The sequence below is a fragment of the Variovorax sp. 679 genome, from assembly GCF_003952185.1.
Taxonomy (GTDB): domain Bacteria; phylum Pseudomonadota; class Gammaproteobacteria; order Burkholderiales; family Burkholderiaceae_C; genus Variovorax.
On sequence record NZ_RXFS01000001.1, the window covers coordinates 323029 to 342885 of the forward strand.

Genomic DNA, 19857 nt, shown 5'->3' on the forward strand with positions numbered 1-19857 from the left:
AGCGAACGGCCGGCACCCCACGACAAGAAGGAGACGAGACATGGCCCCGATTCGTGCACCCCGCGCGTTCCGCGCGCATGCGGCGTTCGCCGCCCTCCTCTGTACCGCCGTCACCGCATGGGCCCAGCAGCCACCCGCCGAGGAGCCGGGCTGGGCCAAGGGCCGGCCGAAGAGCGAGGCCGCCACGCGCATGGCGCCCGTGCCCGCCTTCCCGATCCCGACCGCACCCGACCAGTTGCCCACCGCCAAATTCAAGCTCCCGCCGGGCTTCAAGGTCGAGACCTGGGCCTCGGGCGTGCTCGATGCGCGCGAGCTGCGCCAGGGCGCCAAGGGCACGGTGTTCGTGAGCACGCTCTTCGTGGGCAACAAGGTCTACGCCATCGCCGAGAAGGGCGACCGCAAGCCGAAGACGATCATCGACAAGACCGAGTTCGCCACCGGCATCGAGTTCGACAAGGGCTCGCTCTACCTCGCCACGCACAAGCAGATCGTTCGCTACGACGGCATCGAGGACAAGCTCGACAACCCCGGCGCGCCCGTGGTGCTCAACGACAAGCTGCCCGGCGGGCAGGACCACAGCTGGCGCTACCTGCGCATGCACGACGGCAAGCTCTACTACGCCGTCGGCGCGCCCTGCAACCTGTGCGAGCCCGACGACGCGCATGCGCGCATCTTCCGCATGAACCCCGACGGCAGCGGCATCGAGACCGTGGCGCGCGGCGTGCGCAACACCGTGGGCTTCGACTTCGACCCGAAGACCGGCAACCTCTGGTTCACCGACAACGGCCGCGACTGGCTCAGCGAAGACCTGCCCAACGACGAGCTGAACGTGGTCACCAAGGCCGACCAGCACTTCGGCTATCCGTACTGCCACCAGGGCAACATCCTCGACTCCGAATTCGGCTGGGGCAAGAGCTGCAACGACTACCAGAAGCCCGCCGCCCTGCTCGGCCCGCACGCCGCCGCGCTGGGCCTCGCCTTCTACAAGGGGAAGATGTTCCCGGCCAAGTACCACGGCGCGATGTTCATCGCGCGCCACGGCCCGTGGAACCGCACTGTCAAGTCCGCCGACATCGCCGTCGCCTGGCCCGACGGCAAGGGCGGCGCGAAGGTCGAGCCCTTCATGACCGGCTTCGTCGAGAACAACAACTACCTCGGCCGGCCGGTGGACTTCCTGGTGCTCAAGGACGGCTCGATGCTGGTGAGCGACGACCACGCCGGCGCCATCTACCGCATCAGCTACGGCGGCCGATGACACCTGCGGGCCTTCTTCTTCGATACGCGATGGCGGCAATGATCGTGATGGCAGCAGCATCGCCGGCTGGTGCACAAGGCACGAAGGGCGCACAAGGCGCGCCGGGCACGAAAGTCAGCCCCTACGCCCAGCGCTACGCCGAACTCTGCGCCTCGTGCCATGGCGCCAACGGCCGCAGCGACATGGCCGGAACACCGGTGCTCGCCGGGCAGCATTCGTTCTACGCGATCACGCAGCTCTACCTGTTCCGCGAAGGCCGCCGTGACAACCCGGCGATGACGGCGGTTGCGAAAACCATGAAGGACGAAGACCTGCGCGGCTTCTCCGACTTCATCGCCACCCTGCCCGCCGTGCCGGCCCCGCCGCCGGCCACGCCGCCCGATGCGGCACGCATGGCGCGCGGCCAGGCGCTCGCGCAGGAAAACCGCTGCCTGCTCTGCCACGGCGCCGACCTGAGCGGCGGCCAGCAGGTGCCGCGCATTGCGCAGCAGCACGAAGACTATCTGCAGCTCACCCTGCAGGGCTTCCGCACGGGCAAGCGCCCGGGCTACACGCAGGCCATGGGCGAGGCGGTGGGCCGTCTCTCGCCGGAGGACCTGGACACCCTTGCCTACTACGTGGCGCGCTTCCCGGGCGCCACTGCAAAGCCTTCCTCCACGCCCCCCAGATAGACGCCATCTCCCGACGTGCTGCACCGGCAAGAAGAAGCGCGGTGCGGGCACTGCTTACCCCAAATCCTGAACAACCCATCAACATCGGAGCCGAATCTCTTGGAAGTTTCATTCAGCAAGGAAGTGGAAATGCTGCGCCTCGGCGCAGGCGACACCTTCCACGGCGAGGGCATCCTCGCGATCACGAAGGGCCTGCTGCAGTCGGGCGTGGCCTACGTCGGCGGCTACCAGGGCGCGCCGGTGTCTCACCTGCTCGACGTGATGGTCCAGGGCAAGGCCTACATGGACGAGCTGGGCGTGCACGTCGAGGCCTGCTCCAACGAAGCCTCGGCCGCGGCGATGCTCGGCGCCTCCATCCACTACCCGCTGCGCGGCGCGGTGACGTGGAAGTCCATCGTGGGCACCAACGTGGCGGCCGATGCGCTGTCGAACCTGTCTTCGCCCGGCGTGACTGGCGGCGTGCTGATCGTGGTGGGCGAGGACTACGGCGAAGGCGCCAGCGTGATCCAGGAGCGCACGCATGCCTACGCCCTCAAGTCGAGCATGTGCCTGCTCGACCCGAGGCCCGACCTCGGCGTGATGGTGCGAATGGTGGAAGAAGGCTTCCGCCTCTCGGAAAGCTCGAACATGCCCTGCCTGATGGAGCTGCGCATCCGCACCTGCCACGTGCGCGGCAGCTTCGAATGCAAGGACAACATCCAGCCCGCCGTGTCCACCCGCTCGCTGATGGAGGAACCCGCCGGCTTCGACTACATGCGGCTCGCGCATCCGCCCGTCACCTTCCGGCACGAGAAGCTCAAGGGCGACGCGCGCATTCCGGCCGCGCGCAGCTACATCGTCGAGCATGGCCTCAACGAGCTGATGCCCGGCCGGCGCCATGCTGACCTCGGCATCGTGGTGCAGGGCGGGCTCTACAACGCGCTGATCCGCAGCCTGCAGCAGCAAGGGCTTGCCGATGCCTTCGGCGAGACGGACATCCCGATCCTCGTGCTCAACGTGACCTACCCGCTGGTGCCCGAACAGGTCGCCGACTTCTGCGTGGGCAAGCGCGCGGTGCTGGTGGTGGAGGAAGGCCAGCCCGAATACATCGAGCAGGACATCGCCACGCTGCTGCGCCGGCGCGACATCCAGACGCCGCTGCACGGCAAGGACATGCTGCCGCTGGCGGGCGAGTACGGCGTGGAAGTGCTGGCGGGCGGCATCGGTGCCTTTGCCGCGAAGTACATCGAGAACATCGGATCGAGCGAAGCGTCCTCATCGGCCCAGACCTGGCTCGCGGGCAACCGCGAGCGCCGCGAGGCCGTCGCGCGCCGGCTGGGCACGCCGCTTCCCAACCGTCCGCCGAGCTTCTGCGTCGGCTGCCCCGAGCGGCCGGTGTTCTCCGCGCTCAAGCTGGCGCAGCAGGAAACCGGGCCGGTGCATGTGGCGGCCGACATAGGCTGTCACGCCTTCGGCACCTTCGAGCCCTTCTCGATGGGCCACTCGATCCTCGGCTACGGCATGAGCCTCGCGAGCCGCGCGGGCGTGGCGCCGATGATGAACAGGCGCACCCTGTCGATCATGGGCGACGGCGGCTTCTGGCACAACGGACTGCTCACCGGGGTGCAAAGCGCGCTCTTCAACGGCGACGACGCGGTGCTGCTGATCTTCAAGAACGGCTACACCTCGGCCACCGGCACGCAGGACATCATCTCCACGCCCGACGACGAGATCAAGGAACGCGCCGAGGACAAGCAGCAGAGCCTGGTCGACAAGAACCAGACCATCGAGGCCACGCTCAAGGGCCTGGGCGTGCAGTGGATGCGCACCGTGACCACCTACGACGTGGAGCGCATGCGCAAGACGCTGACCGAGGCGCTCACCAGCGACTTCAACGGCCTGAAGGTGGTGATCGCCGAGGGCGAGTGCCAGCTGGAGCGCCAGCGCCGCATCAAGCCGTGGATCGCCGGCCTGCTGAAGCGCGGCGAGCGCGTGGTGCGCGTGAAGTACGGCGTGGACGAGGACGTGTGCAACGGCGACCACGCCTGCATCCGCCTGTCGGGCTGCCCCACGCTCACGCTGCGCGACAACCCCGATCCGCTGAAGGTGGATCCCGTTGCCACGGTGATCGACGGCTGCGTGGGCTGCGGCCTGTGCGGTGCGAACGCGCACGCGGCCACGCTGTGCCCGAGCTTCTACCGGGCCGAGGTGGTGCAGAACCCGAAGTGGCACGAGCGGCTGCTGCACGGGCTGCGCGGTGCATTCGTGCGTGTGTTGCAACCGGCATGAGGAGCGAGGAAGTCATGGAACAGAATCGCCCCATCACATTGCTCGTCTGCGCCCTCGGCGGCGAAGGCGGCGGCGTGCTCACCGAATGGCTGGTCGACACCGCGCGCCATGCCGGCTACGCGGCGCAGAGCACGTCGATTCCCGGCGTGGCGCAGCGCACCGGCGCCACCACCTACTACATCGAAGTCTTTCCGGTGCCGCTCGCGCAGCTCGGCGGACGCCGCCCCGTGTTCAGCCTGAGCCCGGTGCCGGGCGCGCTCGACGCCATCGTTTCCTCGGAGCTGCTGGAAACCGCGCGCCAGGTCGGCAACGGCATGAGCGCGCCGCAGCGCACGCTGGTCATCAGCTCATCGGCGCGCATCTTCACGACAGCGGAGCGCATGCAGCTCGGCGACGGCCGTGCCGATGCACAGCGGCTGCTCGACGTGGTGAAGGCCTTCAGCCGCGAGCACCATGTGTTCGACATGAACGCCATCGCGCGCGAAAGCGGCACAGTGGTCAGCGCCGTGATGCTGGGTGCCATCGCGGGCAGCGGGCTGTTTCCGTTCCCGCGCGAGGCCTACGAGCACGTGGTGCGCGGCGGCGACACCAGCGCGCCCGAGAAGCTGGGCAAGATGGCCGCAGCCAGCCTGCGCGGCTTTGCCGCCGCCTTCGACGCGGTGAACGCCCCGCGCGCGCAGGCCGCCTTCGTGAGCAGCGTGATGGCCGGCGAGGGGAACGATGCGCCGCCGCAGGCCGCACCGCTGCCCGCCGAACTGGCCAGCCGCTTCCCTCCCGCCGTGCACGACATGCTCGCTCTCGGCCACGCCCGCGTGCTCGACTACCAGGATGCCGCCTATGGGGAGCTCTACGCGCAACGCCTCGGCCGCGTGCTCGCTGCCGAGCGCGTGGCCGACCCGGCCGGCGCGCGGGGCTTCGCCATCACCCGCGAGGCCGCGCGCTGGCTGGCGCTATGGATGGCCTTCGACGACATCGTGCGCGTGGCCGCGCTCAAGGGCCGCGCCAGCCGTGCGCAGCGGGTGCGGCGCGAGGTGCGCGCCGGCGAAGAAGACCTCGTGAAGGTCTACGACCACTTCAAGCCCGGCGCGGCCGAGTTCGCTGCGCTGCTGCCGCCGTCGCTCGCCCGCCGCGTCACGGCCTGGGACCGGGGCCGACAGGCACGCGGCCTCTCGCCATGGGCCTTGCCGCTGAAGGTGGGTAGCCACTCGGTGTTCGGGATGGCCTCGCTGCGGCTGCTGGCCTCGCTGCGCTGGCTGCGCCGGCGCGGCAGCCGCTTCGCCGAGGAGCAGGCGCTCATCGAGCGCTGGCTCGCGGCAGTCGAAGCTGGCACGCGCGAAGCCTGGGCCCTGGGGCACGAAGTCGCGCTGTGCGGGCGGCTCATCAAGGGCTACGGCAGCACCAACGAACGCGGCAAGCACAACCTGCTGCACGTGACCGACGAGCTCGCGGGCCGCACCGCCCTGCCGGCCGCGGCACGGGCCACGGCCATCGCCGCCGCGCGCGAAGCGGCACTGGCCGACGAGGGCGGCAAGGCGCTCGACGCCGCGCTGACTGCACACGGCGCCGCGCCGCGACCGGTGCAGGCGCAACCGATCCGGTGGATGAAGCGGCCGCCTTCGGTCAAGGCCTGAAACGACAGTACAGAAAAAGACAAGGAGACATTCGATGACACACCCCACCCTCCCCTTGCGACGATGCCTGCTCTGGCTGGCCGCAGCCGCCCTCGTGGCCCCCGCATACGCCAACAACGCAGCCAACTGGCCTGCCAAGCCGATCAAGGTGATCGTCAACTTCCCCGCGGGCGGCGCCGCCGACCAGATCGCGCGCGCCATCTCGCAACCGCTGCAGGAGTCGCTGAAACAGCCGGTGGTGATCGAGAACCGCGCCGGCGCCAACGGCAACGTCGGCGGCGAGGCCGTGGCACGCGCGCCGGCCGACGGCTACACGCTGCTGATGAGCTCGGGCGGCATGGTGTCGGTGAACCCGCACCTCTATTCGCGCATGAGCTTCGACCCGGCGAAGGACCTCGTGCCGGTGGCAGCCGCCGCGCGCGTGCTGGTGTTCCTCGTCACACGCCCTTCGCTGCCGCCGGCGAACGTGAAGGAGTTCATCTCGTACGTGAAGGCCAACCCGGGCAAGCTCACCTACGGCTCGCCGGGCAGCGGCAGCTCGCCGCACCTGGCGGGCGAGATGTTCAAGACGCAGGCCAATCTCTTCGCGCTGCATGTGCCCTATCGCGGTGCCGCGCCCGCGCTGCAGGACCTGCTGGCCGGCCAGATCGATTACGCCTTCGACCCCGGCATCGCGCTGACGCAGGTGCGCGCGGGCAAACTGCGCCTGCTGGCCGTGGGCAGCCCGAAGCGTTCGCCGCTCTTCCCCGACGTGCCTACGCTCGACGAGGCCGGGCTGCGCGGCTTCGATGCGGACACGGTGTTCGGCTTCTATGCCCCGGCGGGTACGCCGCCGGAAGTGGTGGCGCAACTCAACACGCAGATCAACCGCGCGCTCGCGCTGCCCGCCGTGCAGGAACGCATCGCGTCCATCGGTGGCGAGGCGCAGCCCGGTTCCCCGGCGGCATTCCAGCAGCGCGCGGCTGCCGATTCGCAGCGCTTCGGCGCGCTGATCCGCGAACGCCGGATCGTGGCGGACTGAACAATGGCACTGCTGCTCAACGTCGAGGACTACAGGCGCCAGGCGCGACGCGCGTTGCCGCGACTGGTGTTCGACTACATCGATGGCGGCGCGGAAGACGAGCGCTGCCTGCAGCGCAACCGCGACGCACTCGAGGCATTGCCGTTGATTTCAGAGTGCCTGCGCGACACCAGCAAGGTGGACATCGGCACCGGACTCTTCGGCCGCCGCTGGCGTGCGCCTTTCGCCATCGCGCCCATCGGGCTGGCCGGCCTCGTGCGGCCGCGCGCCGACGCCCTGCTGGCCGGTGCCGCGCAGGCGGCGGGCGTGCCTTTCATTCTTTCCACCGCTTCCAACACGCGCATCGAGGATGTGCGCAACGCGGCCCCCGACGCCACGCTGTGGATGCAGCTCTACGTGATGGGCGAGCGCGCCATTGCCGAACGCATCGTGCGCCGCGCGCGCAACGCGGGCTTCGAGGCTCTGGTGCTCACGGTGGACGTGCCTGTCAGCGGCCTGCGCGAACGCGACCTGCGGCACGGCTTTCGCGTGCCCATGCGCCTCACGCCCGGCACCGTGCTCGACATGGCGCGTCACCCCGCATGGCTGCTGCGGCTGGCCGGCGGCGGCATGCCGCAGTTCGCGAACCTGCTGCCGGACGAAGACGACGGCGCGCCTGTCTCCGCGCAGACACAGGCCGCGCTGCTCTCGCGCGCCATGGACCGCACGCTCACCTGGGAAAGCCTGGGCTGGCTGCGCAAGCTGTGGGACGGCCCGCTGCTCGTGAAGGGCCTGCTGGGTGCGGAGGACGCGCGCCGTGCGCTGCGCCACGGCGCGGACGGCATCGTGGTCTCGAACCACGGTGGACGCCAGCTCGATGCGGCACCGGCCACCATCGCCGCGCTGCCGGCCATGCTCGATGCGGTCGGCAGCCGCATTCCGGTGCTGGTCGACAGCGGCATGCGGCGCGGCAGCGACATCGTCAAGGCCCTCGCGCTCGGAGCCAGCGCCGCGCTCGTAGGCCGCGCTCCGGTCTACGGCCTCGCGTGCGACGGCGAACAGGGCGCGCTCTCGGTGCTGCAGCTGCTCGCGCAGGAAACCGAACGCACGATGACCTTGCTGGGGGCCTCGCGCGTCAGCGAGCTCGGCCGCCGGCACGTCGAAATGCAGGTACCGCGTTCGCACACCGAACACGTCGTGCATGCATCCGTACCAGCGCACGGGAAAGCCTCCATTTACCCCGCGCATGCCGCTGCCTAGATTGCGTATTCACTCGTAGAGACACACACAACACAACGAAGGAGACCATGAAAGCCACTCGCCAACCCAATCCGCCCCGTCGCCTGGCCTCGGCCCTCGCAGCGGCCACCGCAGCCCTCGCGCTTGTCGCTCCCTCCGTTCAGGCGCAGGACAAGCCGGTGCAGCTCAAGCTGTCGAGCTGGGTGCCCGCGCAGCATCCGCTCAACCCCGCGCTGCAGGCGTGGGCCGACGACATCAAGAAGGAATCGGGCGGCACCATCACCGCGATCCTGTTTCCGTCGGAGCAACTGGGCAAGGCCTTCGACCACTACGACATGGCGCGCGACGGCATCGCCGACTTCTCGTACGTGAACCCCGGCTACCAGCCGGGCCGCTTCCCGGTAATGGCGGGCGCGTCGCTGCCCTTCCTGTTCGCCAACGGCAAGGAAGGCTCGGCCGCCATCGATGCCTGGTACCGCAGCTACGCAGCCAAGGAGATGAAGGACGTGAAGTACTGCTTCGCGTTCGTGCACGACCCAGGCACCTTCCACTCGCGCAAGAAGATCACCGTGCCCGGCGACGTCAAGGGCATGAAGGTGCGCCCGGCCACCAGCACCGTGGGCCAGCTCATCACATCGCTGGGCGGCACCAACGTCCAGGCCTCCGCGCCCGAGTCGCGCGACATGCTGGAGCGCGGCGTGGCCGACGCCATCACCTTCCCGTGGGGTTCGATCGGCCTCTTCGGCATCGACAAGGTCGTGAAGTACCACATGGACGTACCGCTTTACGTCACGCCCTTCGTGTGGGTGATGAACAAGGGCAAGTACGACGCGATGTCCGTCGCGCAGAAGAAGGTGATCGACGACCACTGCACCAGCGAGTGGGCGCAGAAGGTGGCAGGGCCGTGGGCCGACTTCGAGTTCGCGGGCCGCGCCAAGATGGCGTCGCTGTCGGGCCACGAGATCTACAAGCTCACGCCCGAGCAGCTGGATGCATGGCGCAAGGCGGCGGCGCCTTCGGAGGCGCAATGGGCCGAGAGCGTGAAGAAGGTGGGAGAAGAACCGAAGGCCGTGATGGACGCGCTCAAGGCCAGCCTCGCCAAGTACAAATCGGCGCTCTGAGCGATGGCTACACGGTCCGCCAGCTACATGGACCGCGCGATCAACACGATCGAATGGCTTGCCGCCATCTTCGTGGGGATCGTCGCGCTCAACATCTTCGTGGCCGTGGTGCTGCGCAAGTTCTTCGACACCTCGATTCCCGACGCCTACGACTTCGGCCGCATGCTGCTGGGCATCCTGATCTTCTGGCGCATCGCGGCCACCAGCTACCGCGGCGGCCACATCACGGTCGACCTGGTGTGGACGGCGGCGGGCCCGCGCATGAAGCGCGTGATCGACGTGTTCGCCACGCTGGTGCTGCTGTTCGTGGTGGCGGTGCAGACCATCATGCTGTTCGACAAGGTGCGCGGCACCTATGTCGACAACGTGCAGACCTACGACCTCAACATCCCGACCTGGCCCTTCTACGCCGTGGCCTGGGCAGGCGACGTGTGTGCCGTGCTGCTCATCGCCATCCGCACCTACAGGCTGATCTTCCATCCGGAGCAGCTCGAGGAAGTCCACGCAGAACAGAAAGCCGACGAATGAGCCCGGACGCAGTTGCCATCCTGGGGTTCATCGCCCTCTTTGCGTTGATGCTGTTGCGCGTGCCGGTGGGCATGGCGATGGGGCTGGTGGGCGTGGTGGGCTACAGCTACCTCGTCGGGCCCGGCCCCGCGCTGAAGCTGGTCGGCCAGACCTCCATGCGCACCGTGACCGACTACACCTTCGGCGTGATCCCGATGTTCATGCTCATGGGCGCGCTGGTGTCCGTGTCGGGCGTGAGCCGCGAGCTCTTCAAGGCCGCGAACTCGATGATCGGCCACCTGCGCGGCGGGCTCGGCGTGGCCACCGTGGTGGCATGCGGCGGCTTCGCGGCGATCTGCGGCTCGTCGGTGGCTACGGCCGCGACCTTCTCGGCGGTGGCGTATCCGGAGATGCGGCGTTTCAACTACCCGCAGTCGTTCTCCACCGGCGTGATCGCCGCGGGCGGCACGCTGGGCGCGATATTGCCGCCCTCGACCGTGCTCGCGGTGTACGCCATCCTCACGCAGCAGGACATCGGCAAGCTCTTCATGGCGGGCATCGTGCCGGGCATCCTCGCGATGGCCATGTACGTGCTGACCATCGCGGTCATCGTGAAGACACGGCCCGGCTGGCTGCCCGGCGGCGAGGTCAAGCCGTGGTCGGAACGCCTGAAGGATCTGAAGAACGTGTGGGCGCCACTGGTGCTCTTCGTGTTCGTGATCGGCGGCCTCTACGGCGGCTTCTTCACGCCGACCGAGGCGGGCGGCGTGGGCGCGAGCGGCGCGTTCATCCTCGGGCTGGTGCGGCGCAAGCTCGACGGCCCGAAGATCCGCGAAGCGTTGCTGTCGGCCACGCGCACGGCGGCGGCGGTGTTCACGGTGCTGATCGGCGCGCTGCTGTTCGGCTACTTCCTCACCATCACGCAAAGCCCGCAGAAGCTCACCGAATTCCTCACCGGACTGGGCATCGGCCGCTACGGCGTGCTCGCGCTCATCATGCTCATGTACCTGGTGCTGGGCTGCCTGATGGACGCGATGGCGATGATCATCCTCACCGTGCCCATCATCTACCCGGTGATCGTGCACCTGGGCTTCGACCCCATCTGGTTCGGCGTGATCATCGTGATGACCGTGGAGCTGGGGCTGATCCATCCGCCGGTGGGCATGAACGTGTTCGTCATCAAGAGCGTGGTGAAGGACGTGAGCTTCACCACCATCTTCAAGGGCGTTCTGCCGTTCATCGTGACCGACATCGTGCGGCTGGTGATCCTGATCGCATTCCCCATCATTGCCTTGTGGCTGCCGACGAGAATGGGCTGATGAGCAACAGCAACAACAGAGAGATCGTCTACACGGTGCGCGTGGAGTTCGGCGACTGCGACCCCGCAGGCATCGTGTGGTTTCCCAACTTCTTCCGCTGGATCGACGCGGCATCGCGGCACTTCTTTGCCGAATGCGGCGTGCCGCGCTGGGAGGAAACGACCCAGACGCTGGGCGTGATCGGCACGCCGCTGGTCGACACGCACACGCGCTTCGTGAAGGCCGCGAGCTATGGCGACACGCTGCAGATCGCGGTGCGCATCAGCGAGTGGCGAGAGAAGAGCTTCGTGCAGACGTACCGCGTGACGCGCGGGGACGACCTGATCCTCGAATGCGAGGAAGTGCGGATCTTCGGTGCGAAACGCGAAGGCGGAGGGATCCGGGCGGTGGCGATTCCGCCCTCGATACGGGTGCTCTGCGAGTAGCCGTCGCCAGCTCAGCGAGCCCCGGCCTGCAGCTTCGCGAGCAGGCCATCTACACCATGATCGATCAGGTCGAAGACCTCGACGAAGTCCTTCTGACTGCCGTACCACGGGTCGGGCACGTCGCCTTCGATGTTGTCAGCGTATTCGGTGAACAGGTGGATCTTGCCGGCCGTACCGGCTGGTGCAAGCCTGCGTAGCGCGGTGCAATGCCCGGCGGTCATGCCGATGATCAAGTCGAAGCGCTCGAAGTCGGACTTGCGGACCTGCCGTGCGGCGTGAGCATGCATCTCGATGCCGCGGCGTCTTGCCTCGGCCACGGAGCGCGGATCGGGCGGATTGCCGCGCTCCTCGTCGGAGATGGCGGCGCTGTCGACATCGATGTCGAGGCCGGCTGCCTGGGCCTTGTGCATGAGAAGGGTTTGGGCTGTGGGGGAGCGGCAGATGTTGCCGGTACAGATGAACAGGATTGCGGTCTTCATTGCCAACGATTCTCGTGCCAGCCATTTGCGAGACGACATAATGGATCGCATCCATACCGCCGACAAAGAGTGACGCAAAAATGAGGGTACCGGCATATATCTCGCTTCTGGCATTTGCAGGCCTCTCCGGCGCAGCCGCAGCGCAGGAGCAGTTCCAGATCTTCGGCCTTCCGTTGGGAGCAAAGATGCCAAATGCGGTGAAGGCGTGCGCCCCGAACTTGAAGACGTCCAATACAGTATGTTGGCTCGATCGTCCCTCCATCGACAAGGACAAGAAACAAACCGGACGCGCCCTGTTGCCGGACGACAAGTCGCCTGGCTGGGCCGGGCGCGGGGAAGTGAGACTGACCATCACTTCGACAGGAATCTTGGAGAACGTGAGGATCGGCCGTATGCCGATCGGCGACGAGTCCGTGATCAGGTCATCGATCGAACGTCGATTCGGGGGGCCGAGCGATTCGGGCAACTACCCGAGTGGCAGCTATGCCCGGTGGGCAAAGGCTGAGGCGGACATCAAGTTGATCTGCCCGATCCAATCCCCGCAGTGCATCATCGAATTTCTTTCGGGCGCCGAATTCAGGCGCCGAGAAGCGGCAAAAGAAGCGGAAGCCATCGAGCGCTTGCGCAAGCCTCTAACCCCCTGATGCGTTGCGGCTACCCCGAAAACGCAACACAGAGGCAATACAGCCTCTTTCGCATTGCAGGAAGGCATTCCGAGGGTTGACGTCCATATGCCGCGGTGCAACAATCCGGAAATCTTCATTTCGGAGCCCCGTGCGTGGACAGTGCCAGTTGGATCAGTGACAAGACGCGTGCCTCGGCGGGCGTGACACATCCGGCCCTCTAGCGCAGGCTCTCCCGCGCTGCGTGCCGGTGTGCACACAGCGTGAACCATTTGCCTCCGCGGCAAACGGCTTCCCTCCTCCCGATCCCCGTCGTTTTCGTCACTGACTTTTTCAGTCAGCTTGCGTGCGTCCGTGCGCGAGGCCCTTCTGTGCGAAGGAGCCTTGTCATGCGTCACTTTCATCTTCGTCGTCAGCCGCACGAGCAGCGTGTTCGTCCGTCGGCCCACGTGGCTGCGCCCGCTACCGCAGTAGCGGCGGCAGAAGCAGCCCCCGTCGTCGATGCCGCGCTCGACCAGGCCGCGGCGCTCTGGACCACGCGCCGCATCCGCAGCTTCCTGCTGCTCCAGCCGGCCTGCACGCCCCGTCGCTGAGCCGCGACCGGCAGCCCTTCTTTCTCCATCAACCTGCAAGCAACCCAGGAGCACACCATGGATCCCGCCTCTTGTTGGCGCCATAGCGCGCCCCCTTCGTCCAGATCGATTCCAACAAAGACGCGGTCCGCTGCCGCGCCTCTCAAAGGGTTGCTCCCGGCAGGCTGATTGATGCGCCGGGGTTCTCCTTGGGCGGGCGGCAGTGGCGGCCGCCCCGAAGGAGAACACCATGAAGAACGTCCTCAAGTCCTTTTTCGAAAGCTTCCTGCGCAGCCGCCACATGCTGCATCACTTCGAGCGCTGGCAGACGCTGCTGGGCTCGAAGCCCGTCGGAACCGGCTCCGTCAGCATGCCGCCCGACATCGCAAAGGCCCTGCTCGCGGCCTCGCGCACCGATGCCGGCGAGATGCTCGTCAAGCTCGGCAGCTCGCCGCGCGGCCTGAGCGAAGGCCATGTGCAGGTGCTGCGCAAGCGCCTCGGCAGCAACGAGGTGCGCCATGAACAGCCGCTGCGCTGGTGGCAGCACCTGTGGCAGTGCTACCGCAATCCGTTCAACCTGCTGCTGACGGTGCTGGCGCTGGTCTCCTATGTCACCGAGGACATGAAGGCCACGCTGGTCATCGGCAGCATGGTGGTGCTGTCGACGGTGCTGCGCTTCCTGCAGGAATCGCGCTCCAACAAGGCGGCCGACCGGCTCAAGGCGATGGTCAGCAACACCTCCACGGTGCTGCGGCCCGCGCCGGGCTACAAGGCTGGCGCGGCCGGTGACGAGGGCTTCGACACCACGCACGCCGGCACGCTGCGCGTCGAGGTGCCGATGCGCGACCTGGTGCCCGGCGAGGTGATCGCGCTGTCGGCGGGCGACATGATTCCGGCCGACTGCCGCCTGCTCACGGCCAAAGACCTGTTCATCAGCCAGTCGGCGCTGACGGGCGAGGCGATGCCGGTCGAGAAGTTCGTCGTCGACCGCGGCGATCACGCGGCGGGCGTTCTCGAACGCGAGAACCTGCTCTTCATGGGCACCAACGTGATCAGCGGCACCGCCACCGCGGTGATCGTGCACACCGGCGACCGCACCTTCTTCGGCGCGCTGGCGCAGCGCGTGACGGCCACCGACCGCGGCACCAGCGCCTTCCAGGCCGGCATCAACCGCGTGAGCTGGGTGCTGATCCGCTTCATGCTGGTGATGGCGCCGCTGGTGCTGGTGATCAACGGCGTGGCCAAGGGCGACTGGTGGGAAGCGGCGCTGTTCGCGCTGTCGATCGCGGTCGGCCTCACGCCCGAGATGCTGCCGATGATCGTGACCGCCACGCTGGCCAAGGGCGCGGTCGTGATGTCGCGCCAGAAGGTAATCGTGAAGCGGCTCGAGGCCATCCACAACTTCGGCGCGATGGACGTGCTGTGCACCGACAAGACCGGCACGCTGACGCAGGACCGCATCGTGCTCGAACGCCACACCAACGCGTGGGGCGAGCAGTCCGATCACGTGCTGCAGCTGGCCTACCTCAACAGCTTTCACCAGACGGGGCTGAAGAACCTGCTCGACAAGGCGGTGCTGAGCCATGCCGAGATGCAGCTCGAGACGCGCCTGCAGACGGCCTACCGCAAGATCGACGAGGTGCCCTTCGACTTCTCGCGCCGCCGCATGTCGGTGGTGGTGGCCAACGGCGGCAGCGAGCATCTTCTGATCTGCAAGGGCGCGCTGGAAGAGATCCTGTCGGTGTGCACCTCGGTCGAACGCGGCGCGGAAGTGCTGGCGCTCGATGCCGACGTGCTGGCGCGCATCCACAGCGTGGCTTCGGAGCTCAACGCCCAGGGCCTGCGCGTGGTGGCCGTGGCCAGCCGCTCGCTGAAGACCGAGGCGCAGAAGCCGGCCTACGGCGTGGCCGACGAGTCGGGGCTCACGCTGCTCGGATACGTGGCCTTCCTCGATCCGCCGAAGGAATCGACCGCGCCCGCGCTGCATGCGCTGGCCGGGCACGGCGTGGCGGTGAAGGTATTGACGGGCGACAACGAACTGGTCACGCGCAAGGTCTGCGCGGACGTGGGCCTCGAAGTCGGCCGCATCGTGCTCGGCAGCGAGATCGAGGACATGGTCGAGGCCGAACTCCGGCTGGTGGTCGAGTCGCACGTGGTGTTCGCCAAGCTCACGCCCGCGCACAAGGAGCGCATCGTGCACGCGCTGCATGCCAACGGACACGTGGTGGGCTTCATGGGCGACGGCATCAACGACTCGCCCGCTCTGCGCGCGGCGGACATCGGCATCTCGGTGGACGGCGCGGTGGACGTGGCCAAGGAATCGGCCGACATCATCCTGCTGGAGAAGAGCCTGATGGTGCTGGAGCAAGGCGTTATCCAGGGCCGCCGCACCTTCGCGAACATGCTCAAGTACATCAAGCTCACCGCGAGCTCGAACTTCGGCAATGTGTTCTCGGTGCTGGTGGCGAGCGCGTTCCTTCCCTTCCTGCCGATGCTGCCGCTGCACCTGCTGGTGCAGAACCTGCTGTACGACGTGTCGCAGATCGCAATTCCGTTCGACAACGTGGACGACGAATTCCTGAAGAGCCCGCAGCGCTGGAACCCGGCCGACCTGGGCCGCTTCATGGTGTTCTTCGGCCCGCTGAGTTCGGTGTTCGACATCCTCACCTTCACTGTGATGTGGTTCGTCTTCGCGGCCAACACGGTGGGCCACCAGACGCTCTTCCAGTCGGGCTGGTTCGTCGAGGGCCTGCTGTCGCAGACGCTGATCGTGCACCTGATCCGCACCCGCAAGATCCCGTTCCTGCAAAGCCGCGCCGCATGGCCGCTGCTGATCATGGGCGCCGCGATCGCCGCGGTGGGCATCTGGCTGCCGATGGGGCCGCTGTCGCATTACTTCAAGCTGCAGGCACTGCCGCTGATGTACTTCCCGTGGCTGGTGGCGATGCTGCTGGGCTATGCGCTGCTGACGCAGGCTGTGAAGGGGTGGTATGCGCGGCGGTACGGGTGGCAGTGATTTGCTGGCGGTGTGCGCTCCGGAGGAACTTGCCCGGGGGCGCGTGCCAGCCCCCCGGATGCACCCGTTGGCGGGAAGGCACGACGCTCGAATATGCTTTGCCCCGATGTGAGGCCCTTCGACACGCACATGACACCCAAGACTCGCAAACTGCTGGTGCTTGACCTCGACGAAACGTTGATTCACGCGACGGAAGACACGCTCGGCCATGCCGAAGACTTCCGTGTCGGCCCCTACCGCGTACACCTGCGCCCGCACCTTCCCGAGTTCGTGAGCAGCGTGCTCGCGCAGTTCAGGGTCGGCGTGTGGACCGCATCGGGCGAGAGCTACGCTGCCCAGGTCGTGGAACGGATCTTTCCGGACGGCACCCTGGAATTCGTCTGGTCGAGCAAGCGCTGCACGACCACGCGGAACTGGACCACGGGCGAGTACCAGACCATCAAGAATCTGCAGAAATTGAGATCCAAGGGCTATCCACTCGAATCCATCATCGCCGTCGACGACACGCCGGCCAAGTACGCCAGGAGCTACGGCAACCTGGTGACGGTGCGCGAGTTCGTGGGCGACAGAAGCGACGTGGAGTTGCCACTGCTGGCCGCCTACTTGGCGCACCTTGCCGACGTTCCGAACGTGAGGAGCGTGGAAAAGCGCAACTGGCGCGAACACGTGCAGCGGCTCGCGAACACGTCGGCACCCACAAACTGAACATCGGCATCACAACAACAAGGAATCCATCGATGCAAGCCATCCAGAACATCAACCTGCTCTCGCTGCTCGACACCTTGGTCAGCGTCGCGGCCGCCTTCATCCTCGGCTCGGTGATCGGCCTGGAGCGCCAGATACGCCAGCGCACCGCCGGCCTGCGCACCAACACACTGGTGGCCGTGGGAGCGGCGGTGTTCGTCGACATGGCCTACCGGCTCGACGGCAGCGGCGGCGCGGTGCGCGTGGTGGCCTACGTGGTGTCGGGCATCGGCTTCCTGGGCGCGGGCGCGATCATGAAGGAAGGCGCCAACGTCACGGGGCTGAACACGGCGGCGACGCTATGGGGATCGGCGGCGGTGGGCGCCTGCGCAGGCGCAGATCTGCTGGGCGAGGCGCTGATTGCGGCGTTGTTCGTGCTGGCCAGCAACACGCTGCTGCGGCCGGTTGTGAACCGCATCAACCGCCAGCCGATCAGCGAGGGCGCCAGCGAGGCGACGTACGTGGTGCGCGTAATCTGCTCGCGCGCGGCGCGGCCCGAGGTGCTCGACCAGTTGCTGCTGCTGCTCGAGGCCGCGAACTACCCGGTGCGCGATGTCGACCAGCACCCGTTCGGGCCGGCCGACACCGAGATCGGCGCGACGCTCTATGCGACGGCGGTCGAGCCCGCGGAACTCGACCGCGTCATCGAGGATCTGGAGGCACTCGACGGCGTGCAGCAGGCCTTCTGGAATGCCACCGCCGAGGAGTGATTGAGCCCAAGCGGGCTCAGACGCCCAGGATCGAAACCGCCTTGGTGTTCAGGTAGGCCTCGAGCGCCTCGGGGCCGCCTTCCGAGCCATAGCCCGAATCCTTCACGCCGCCGAACGGCATTTCCGGCGAGGGCGTGGCGGGCTGGTTGATCCACAGCATGCCCAGCTCGAGCTTCTGGCTCAGCAGGTGGGCGTTCTTGATCGACTTGGTGAAGGCATAGCCGGCCAGGCCGAAAGGCAGGCGGTTCGCCTCGGTGATCGCTTCCTCGAGCGTGTCGAAGCCGCGGATGGCGGCGATCGGGCCGAAGGGTTCGTTGTTGAACACGTCGGCGTCCAGCGGCACGTCGGTCAGCACGGTGGGCGCGAAGAAGTTGCCGGCGTCGCCGACGCGCTCGCCGCCGGTCGCGACCGTCGCGCCCTTCTTGCGGGCGTCTTCCAGCACGTAGGCCATGGCCGTGAGGCGGCGCGCATTGGCCAGCGGGCCGATATTGGTGCCCTCGGCGAGGCCGTCGCCGAGCTTCAGGCCTTCGGCGTGCTTGACCAGCAGGCTCGCGAACTCGTTGCGCAGGCTGTTGTGCACCAGGAAGCGGGTCGGCGAGATGCAGACCTGGCCCGCGTTGCGGAACTTGGCCGCGCCCGCGGCCTTGACTGCCAGCGCCACGTCGGCATCTTCGGCCACGATCACCGGGGCATGGCCGCCGAGCTCCATCGTCACGCGCTTCATGTGCTGGCCGGCCAGCGCGGCCAGCTGCTTGCCGACCGGGGTCGAGCCCGTGAAAGTCACCTTGCGGATGATCGGGTGGGCGATCAGGTAGTTCGAGATTTCAGCAGGGTTGCCGAACACCAGGCCCACCACGCCGGGCGGGATGCCCGCGTCGACGAAGGCGCGCAGCAGCGCCGCGGGCGACGCCGGGGTTTCTTCCGGCGCCTTCACCAGGAAGGAGCAGCCGGTGGCCAGCGCGGCGCCGAGCTTGCGCACGATCTGGTTGATGGGGAAGTTCCAAGGCGTGAACGCGGCGACGGGGCCCAGCGGCTCCTTCAGCACCAGCTGCTGCGCGGCCAGGTTGCGCGAGGGCACGATGCGGCCGTAGACGCGACGGCCTTCGTCGGCGAACCACTCGATGATGTCGGCGGCAGCCATCGTCTCGACCTTGGCTTCGCCCAGCGGCTTGCCTTGCTCCTGCGTGAGCAGCTTGGCGATTTCGAGAGCGCGTTCGCGGATCAGGCCCGCGGCGCGGCGCATGACAGCAGAGCGCTCGTTGGCGGGGGTGTTGCGCCAGGTCTCGAAGCCGCGTTGCGCGGCGGCCAGTGCGCGGTCGAGGTCGGCGATGCTGGCATGCGCCACCTTGCCGATGGCCTTGCCGGTGGCGGGATTCACGACGTCCAGCGTCTTGCCACCGGTGGCGTCGACCCATTCGTTGTCGATCAGCAGGCGGGTGTCGATGTAGGTCATGGCGAACTTTTCCTTCGAAGACTGGAGATTGAAAGGGGAATCTGGGTGTCCGGCGTGGCACCCGGGGGGTGCGCTGTCGACAAACGGCAGCCCTGAGGCTGCCGGGGGCATAGATTAACCCGAGTTCACAAACCTCGCCCGGCGCCGGCTACAGGTGAAGGCAGGGGCTGTCATGCGCGCCGAACATAATCCCGCCACTCCAACATACAGAGGACGAGGGAAATCCATGCACGCAGCGCTGCGCAACAACCTGTTTTTCATCAAGGAACACGTCGGCATCTTCAAGGCGGCCAACAACTACGACATCTTCGACCCGCACTCGCAGCAGAAGATTCTTGAGTGCCGCGAGCCGGATCTCGGCTTCTTCAGCAAGCTGCTGCGCTTCACCGACTACAAGCGCTTCACGCCCTTCAACGTGGTGGTGTCGACGCCCGAGGGGCAGAAGGTGCTGTCGGTCAGGCGCGGTGTTTCCATCTTCCTGTCGAAGGTGGAAGTGCTGGACGAAAACGACCAGGTCGTCGGCTTCTTCAAGCAGAAGTTCTTCTCCATCGGCGGCAAGTTCGACGTGCTCGACGCGCAGGAGCAGGTCGCCTGCACGCTCAAGGGCAAGTGGACCAGCTGGGATTTCCGCTTCGTGCAGGGCAGCACCGAGTTCGCTGCCGTGTCCAAGAAATGGGCGGGGCTGGGCAAGGAGCTCTTCACCACCGCCGACAACTACATGCTGTCGATCGACCCGGGCGTGCCGGCCACCGATGCCCGTCGCCTGCTGATCGTGGCAGCAGTGATGTGCATCGACATGGTGCTGAAAGAGTAGCGAGGGCTTT

At 67.1% G+C, this 19857-nt stretch carries 18 protein-coding genes; 16 read left to right on the forward strand and 2 right to left on the reverse strand.

Going from position 1 to position 19857, the window contains the following annotated elements; translation table 11 throughout:
* The first annotated feature begins 40 nt into the window (after positions 1 to 40).
* From EJO71_RS01510 to EJO71_RS01555, 10 genes are all read left to right on the forward strand, one after another.
* The gene (locus EJO71_RS01510; RefSeq protein WP_206168984.1) at positions 41 to 1255 is read left to right on the forward strand and encodes a PQQ-dependent sugar dehydrogenase; all 1215 of its coding nucleotides are present in this window, start codon (positions 41 to 43) and stop codon (positions 1253 to 1255) included.
* 47 nt (positions 1256 to 1302) lie between these two features.
* The gene (locus EJO71_RS01515; RefSeq protein WP_206169080.1) at positions 1303 to 1926 is read left to right on the forward strand and encodes a c-type cytochrome; all 624 of its coding nucleotides are present in this window, start codon (positions 1303 to 1305) and stop codon (positions 1924 to 1926) included.
* Between the two features lie 99 nt (positions 1927 to 2025).
* Positions 2026 to 4194 (forward strand): indolepyruvate ferredoxin oxidoreductase subunit alpha, encoded by a 2169-nt coding sequence (locus EJO71_RS01520; RefSeq protein ID WP_125947132.1) that lies wholly within the window; start codon positions 2026 to 2028, stop codon positions 4192 to 4194.
* A gap of 14 nt (positions 4195 to 4208) precedes the next feature.
* Positions 4209 to 5825 carry an indolepyruvate oxidoreductase subunit beta family protein gene (locus EJO71_RS01525; protein ID WP_125947131.1) on the forward strand — a complete coding sequence of 539 codons (1617 nt, stop codon included), beginning with the start codon at positions 4209 to 4211 and terminating at the stop codon, positions 5823 to 5825.
* A 34-nt stretch (positions 5826 to 5859) separates the two neighbouring features.
* Entirely contained in the window at positions 5860 to 6846 is a 987-nt protein-coding gene (locus EJO71_RS01530) for a tripartite tricarboxylate transporter substrate binding protein (RefSeq protein WP_125947130.1), read from the forward strand.
* 3 nt (positions 6847 to 6849) lie between these two features.
* Positions 6850 to 8085: an alpha-hydroxy acid oxidase gene (locus tag EJO71_RS01535; protein WP_125947129.1), complete on the forward strand. Its 1236-nt coding sequence runs from the start codon at positions 6850 to 6852 to the stop codon at positions 8083 to 8085.
* Positions 8086 to 8132: 47 nt separating this feature from the next.
* Positions 8133 to 9185, forward strand: coding sequence for a TRAP transporter substrate-binding protein (locus tag EJO71_RS01540; protein WP_125947128.1), 1053 nt, complete (start codon positions 8133 to 8135; stop codon positions 9183 to 9185).
* A 3-nt stretch (positions 9186 to 9188) separates the two neighbouring features.
* On the forward strand, positions 9189 to 9713 hold the full coding sequence (locus tag EJO71_RS01545; RefSeq protein WP_240651254.1) for a TRAP transporter small permease: 525 nt from the start codon (positions 9189 to 9191) through the stop codon (positions 9711 to 9713).
* Positions 9710 to 11011, forward strand: coding sequence for a TRAP transporter permease (locus EJO71_RS01550; protein ID WP_125947127.1), 1302 nt, complete (start codon positions 9710 to 9712; stop codon positions 11009 to 11011). Before EJO71_RS01545 ends, EJO71_RS01550 begins: the two co-directional genes overlap by 4 nt.
* Positions 11011 to 11436: an acyl-CoA thioesterase gene (locus EJO71_RS01555; RefSeq protein ID WP_125947126.1), complete on the forward strand. Its 426-nt coding sequence runs from the start codon at positions 11011 to 11013 to the stop codon at positions 11434 to 11436. The genes EJO71_RS01550 and EJO71_RS01555 overlap by 1 nt, the downstream gene beginning before the upstream one ends.
* Before the next feature lie 11 nt (positions 11437 to 11447).
* Here the strand turns inward: EJO71_RS01555 and EJO71_RS01560 are convergent, their stop codons facing one another.
* The gene (locus tag EJO71_RS01560) at positions 11448 to 11915 is read right to left on the reverse strand and encodes a low molecular weight protein-tyrosine-phosphatase (RefSeq protein WP_125947125.1); all 468 of its coding nucleotides are present in this window, start codon (positions 11913 to 11915) and stop codon (positions 11448 to 11450) included.
* Between the two features lie 80 nt (positions 11916 to 11995).
* Between EJO71_RS01560 and EJO71_RS01565 the strand changes: the two genes are divergently transcribed.
* The 5 genes from EJO71_RS01565 (at position 11996) to EJO71_RS01585 (ending at position 17580) form a co-directional block, all read left to right on the forward strand.
* A complete protein-coding gene (locus EJO71_RS01565; protein WP_125947124.1) occupies positions 11996 to 12559 on the forward strand; it encodes a hypothetical protein in 564 nt (187 codons plus the stop codon).
* 368 nt (positions 12560 to 12927) lie between these two features.
* Positions 12928 to 13131 carry a hypothetical protein gene (locus EJO71_RS01570; protein WP_125947123.1) on the forward strand — a complete coding sequence of 68 codons (204 nt, stop codon included), beginning with the start codon at positions 12928 to 12930 and terminating at the stop codon, positions 13129 to 13131.
* A 229-nt stretch (positions 13132 to 13360) separates the two neighbouring features.
* Positions 13361 to 16126 carry a magnesium-translocating P-type ATPase gene (mgtA, locus tag EJO71_RS01575; protein ID WP_125947122.1) on the forward strand — a complete coding sequence of 922 codons (2766 nt, stop codon included), beginning with the start codon at positions 13361 to 13363 and terminating at the stop codon, positions 16124 to 16126.
* A 129-nt stretch (positions 16127 to 16255) separates the two neighbouring features.
* Entirely contained in the window at positions 16256 to 16831 is a 576-nt protein-coding gene (locus EJO71_RS01580) for an HAD family hydrolase (protein ID WP_125947121.1), read from the forward strand.
* Positions 16832 to 16863: 32 nt separating this feature from the next.
* The gene (locus EJO71_RS01585) at positions 16864 to 17580 is read left to right on the forward strand and encodes an MgtC/SapB family protein (protein ID WP_125947120.1); all 717 of its coding nucleotides are present in this window, start codon (positions 16864 to 16866) and stop codon (positions 17578 to 17580) included.
* Positions 17581 to 17596: 16 nt separating this feature from the next.
* Here the strand turns inward: EJO71_RS01585 and EJO71_RS01590 are convergent, their stop codons facing one another.
* Positions 17597 to 19033, reverse strand: coding sequence for an NAD-dependent succinate-semialdehyde dehydrogenase (locus EJO71_RS01590; RefSeq protein ID WP_125947119.1), 1437 nt, complete (start codon positions 19031 to 19033; stop codon positions 17597 to 17599).
* A gap of 226 nt (positions 19034 to 19259) precedes the next feature.
* On the opposite strand from EJO71_RS01590, the gene EJO71_RS01595 reads away from it, so the two are divergent.
* Positions 19260 to 19847: a phospholipid scramblase-related protein gene (locus EJO71_RS01595; RefSeq protein WP_125947118.1), complete on the forward strand. Its 588-nt coding sequence runs from the start codon at positions 19260 to 19262 to the stop codon at positions 19845 to 19847.
* The last annotated feature ends 10 nt before the right edge of the window (positions 19848 to 19857 follow it).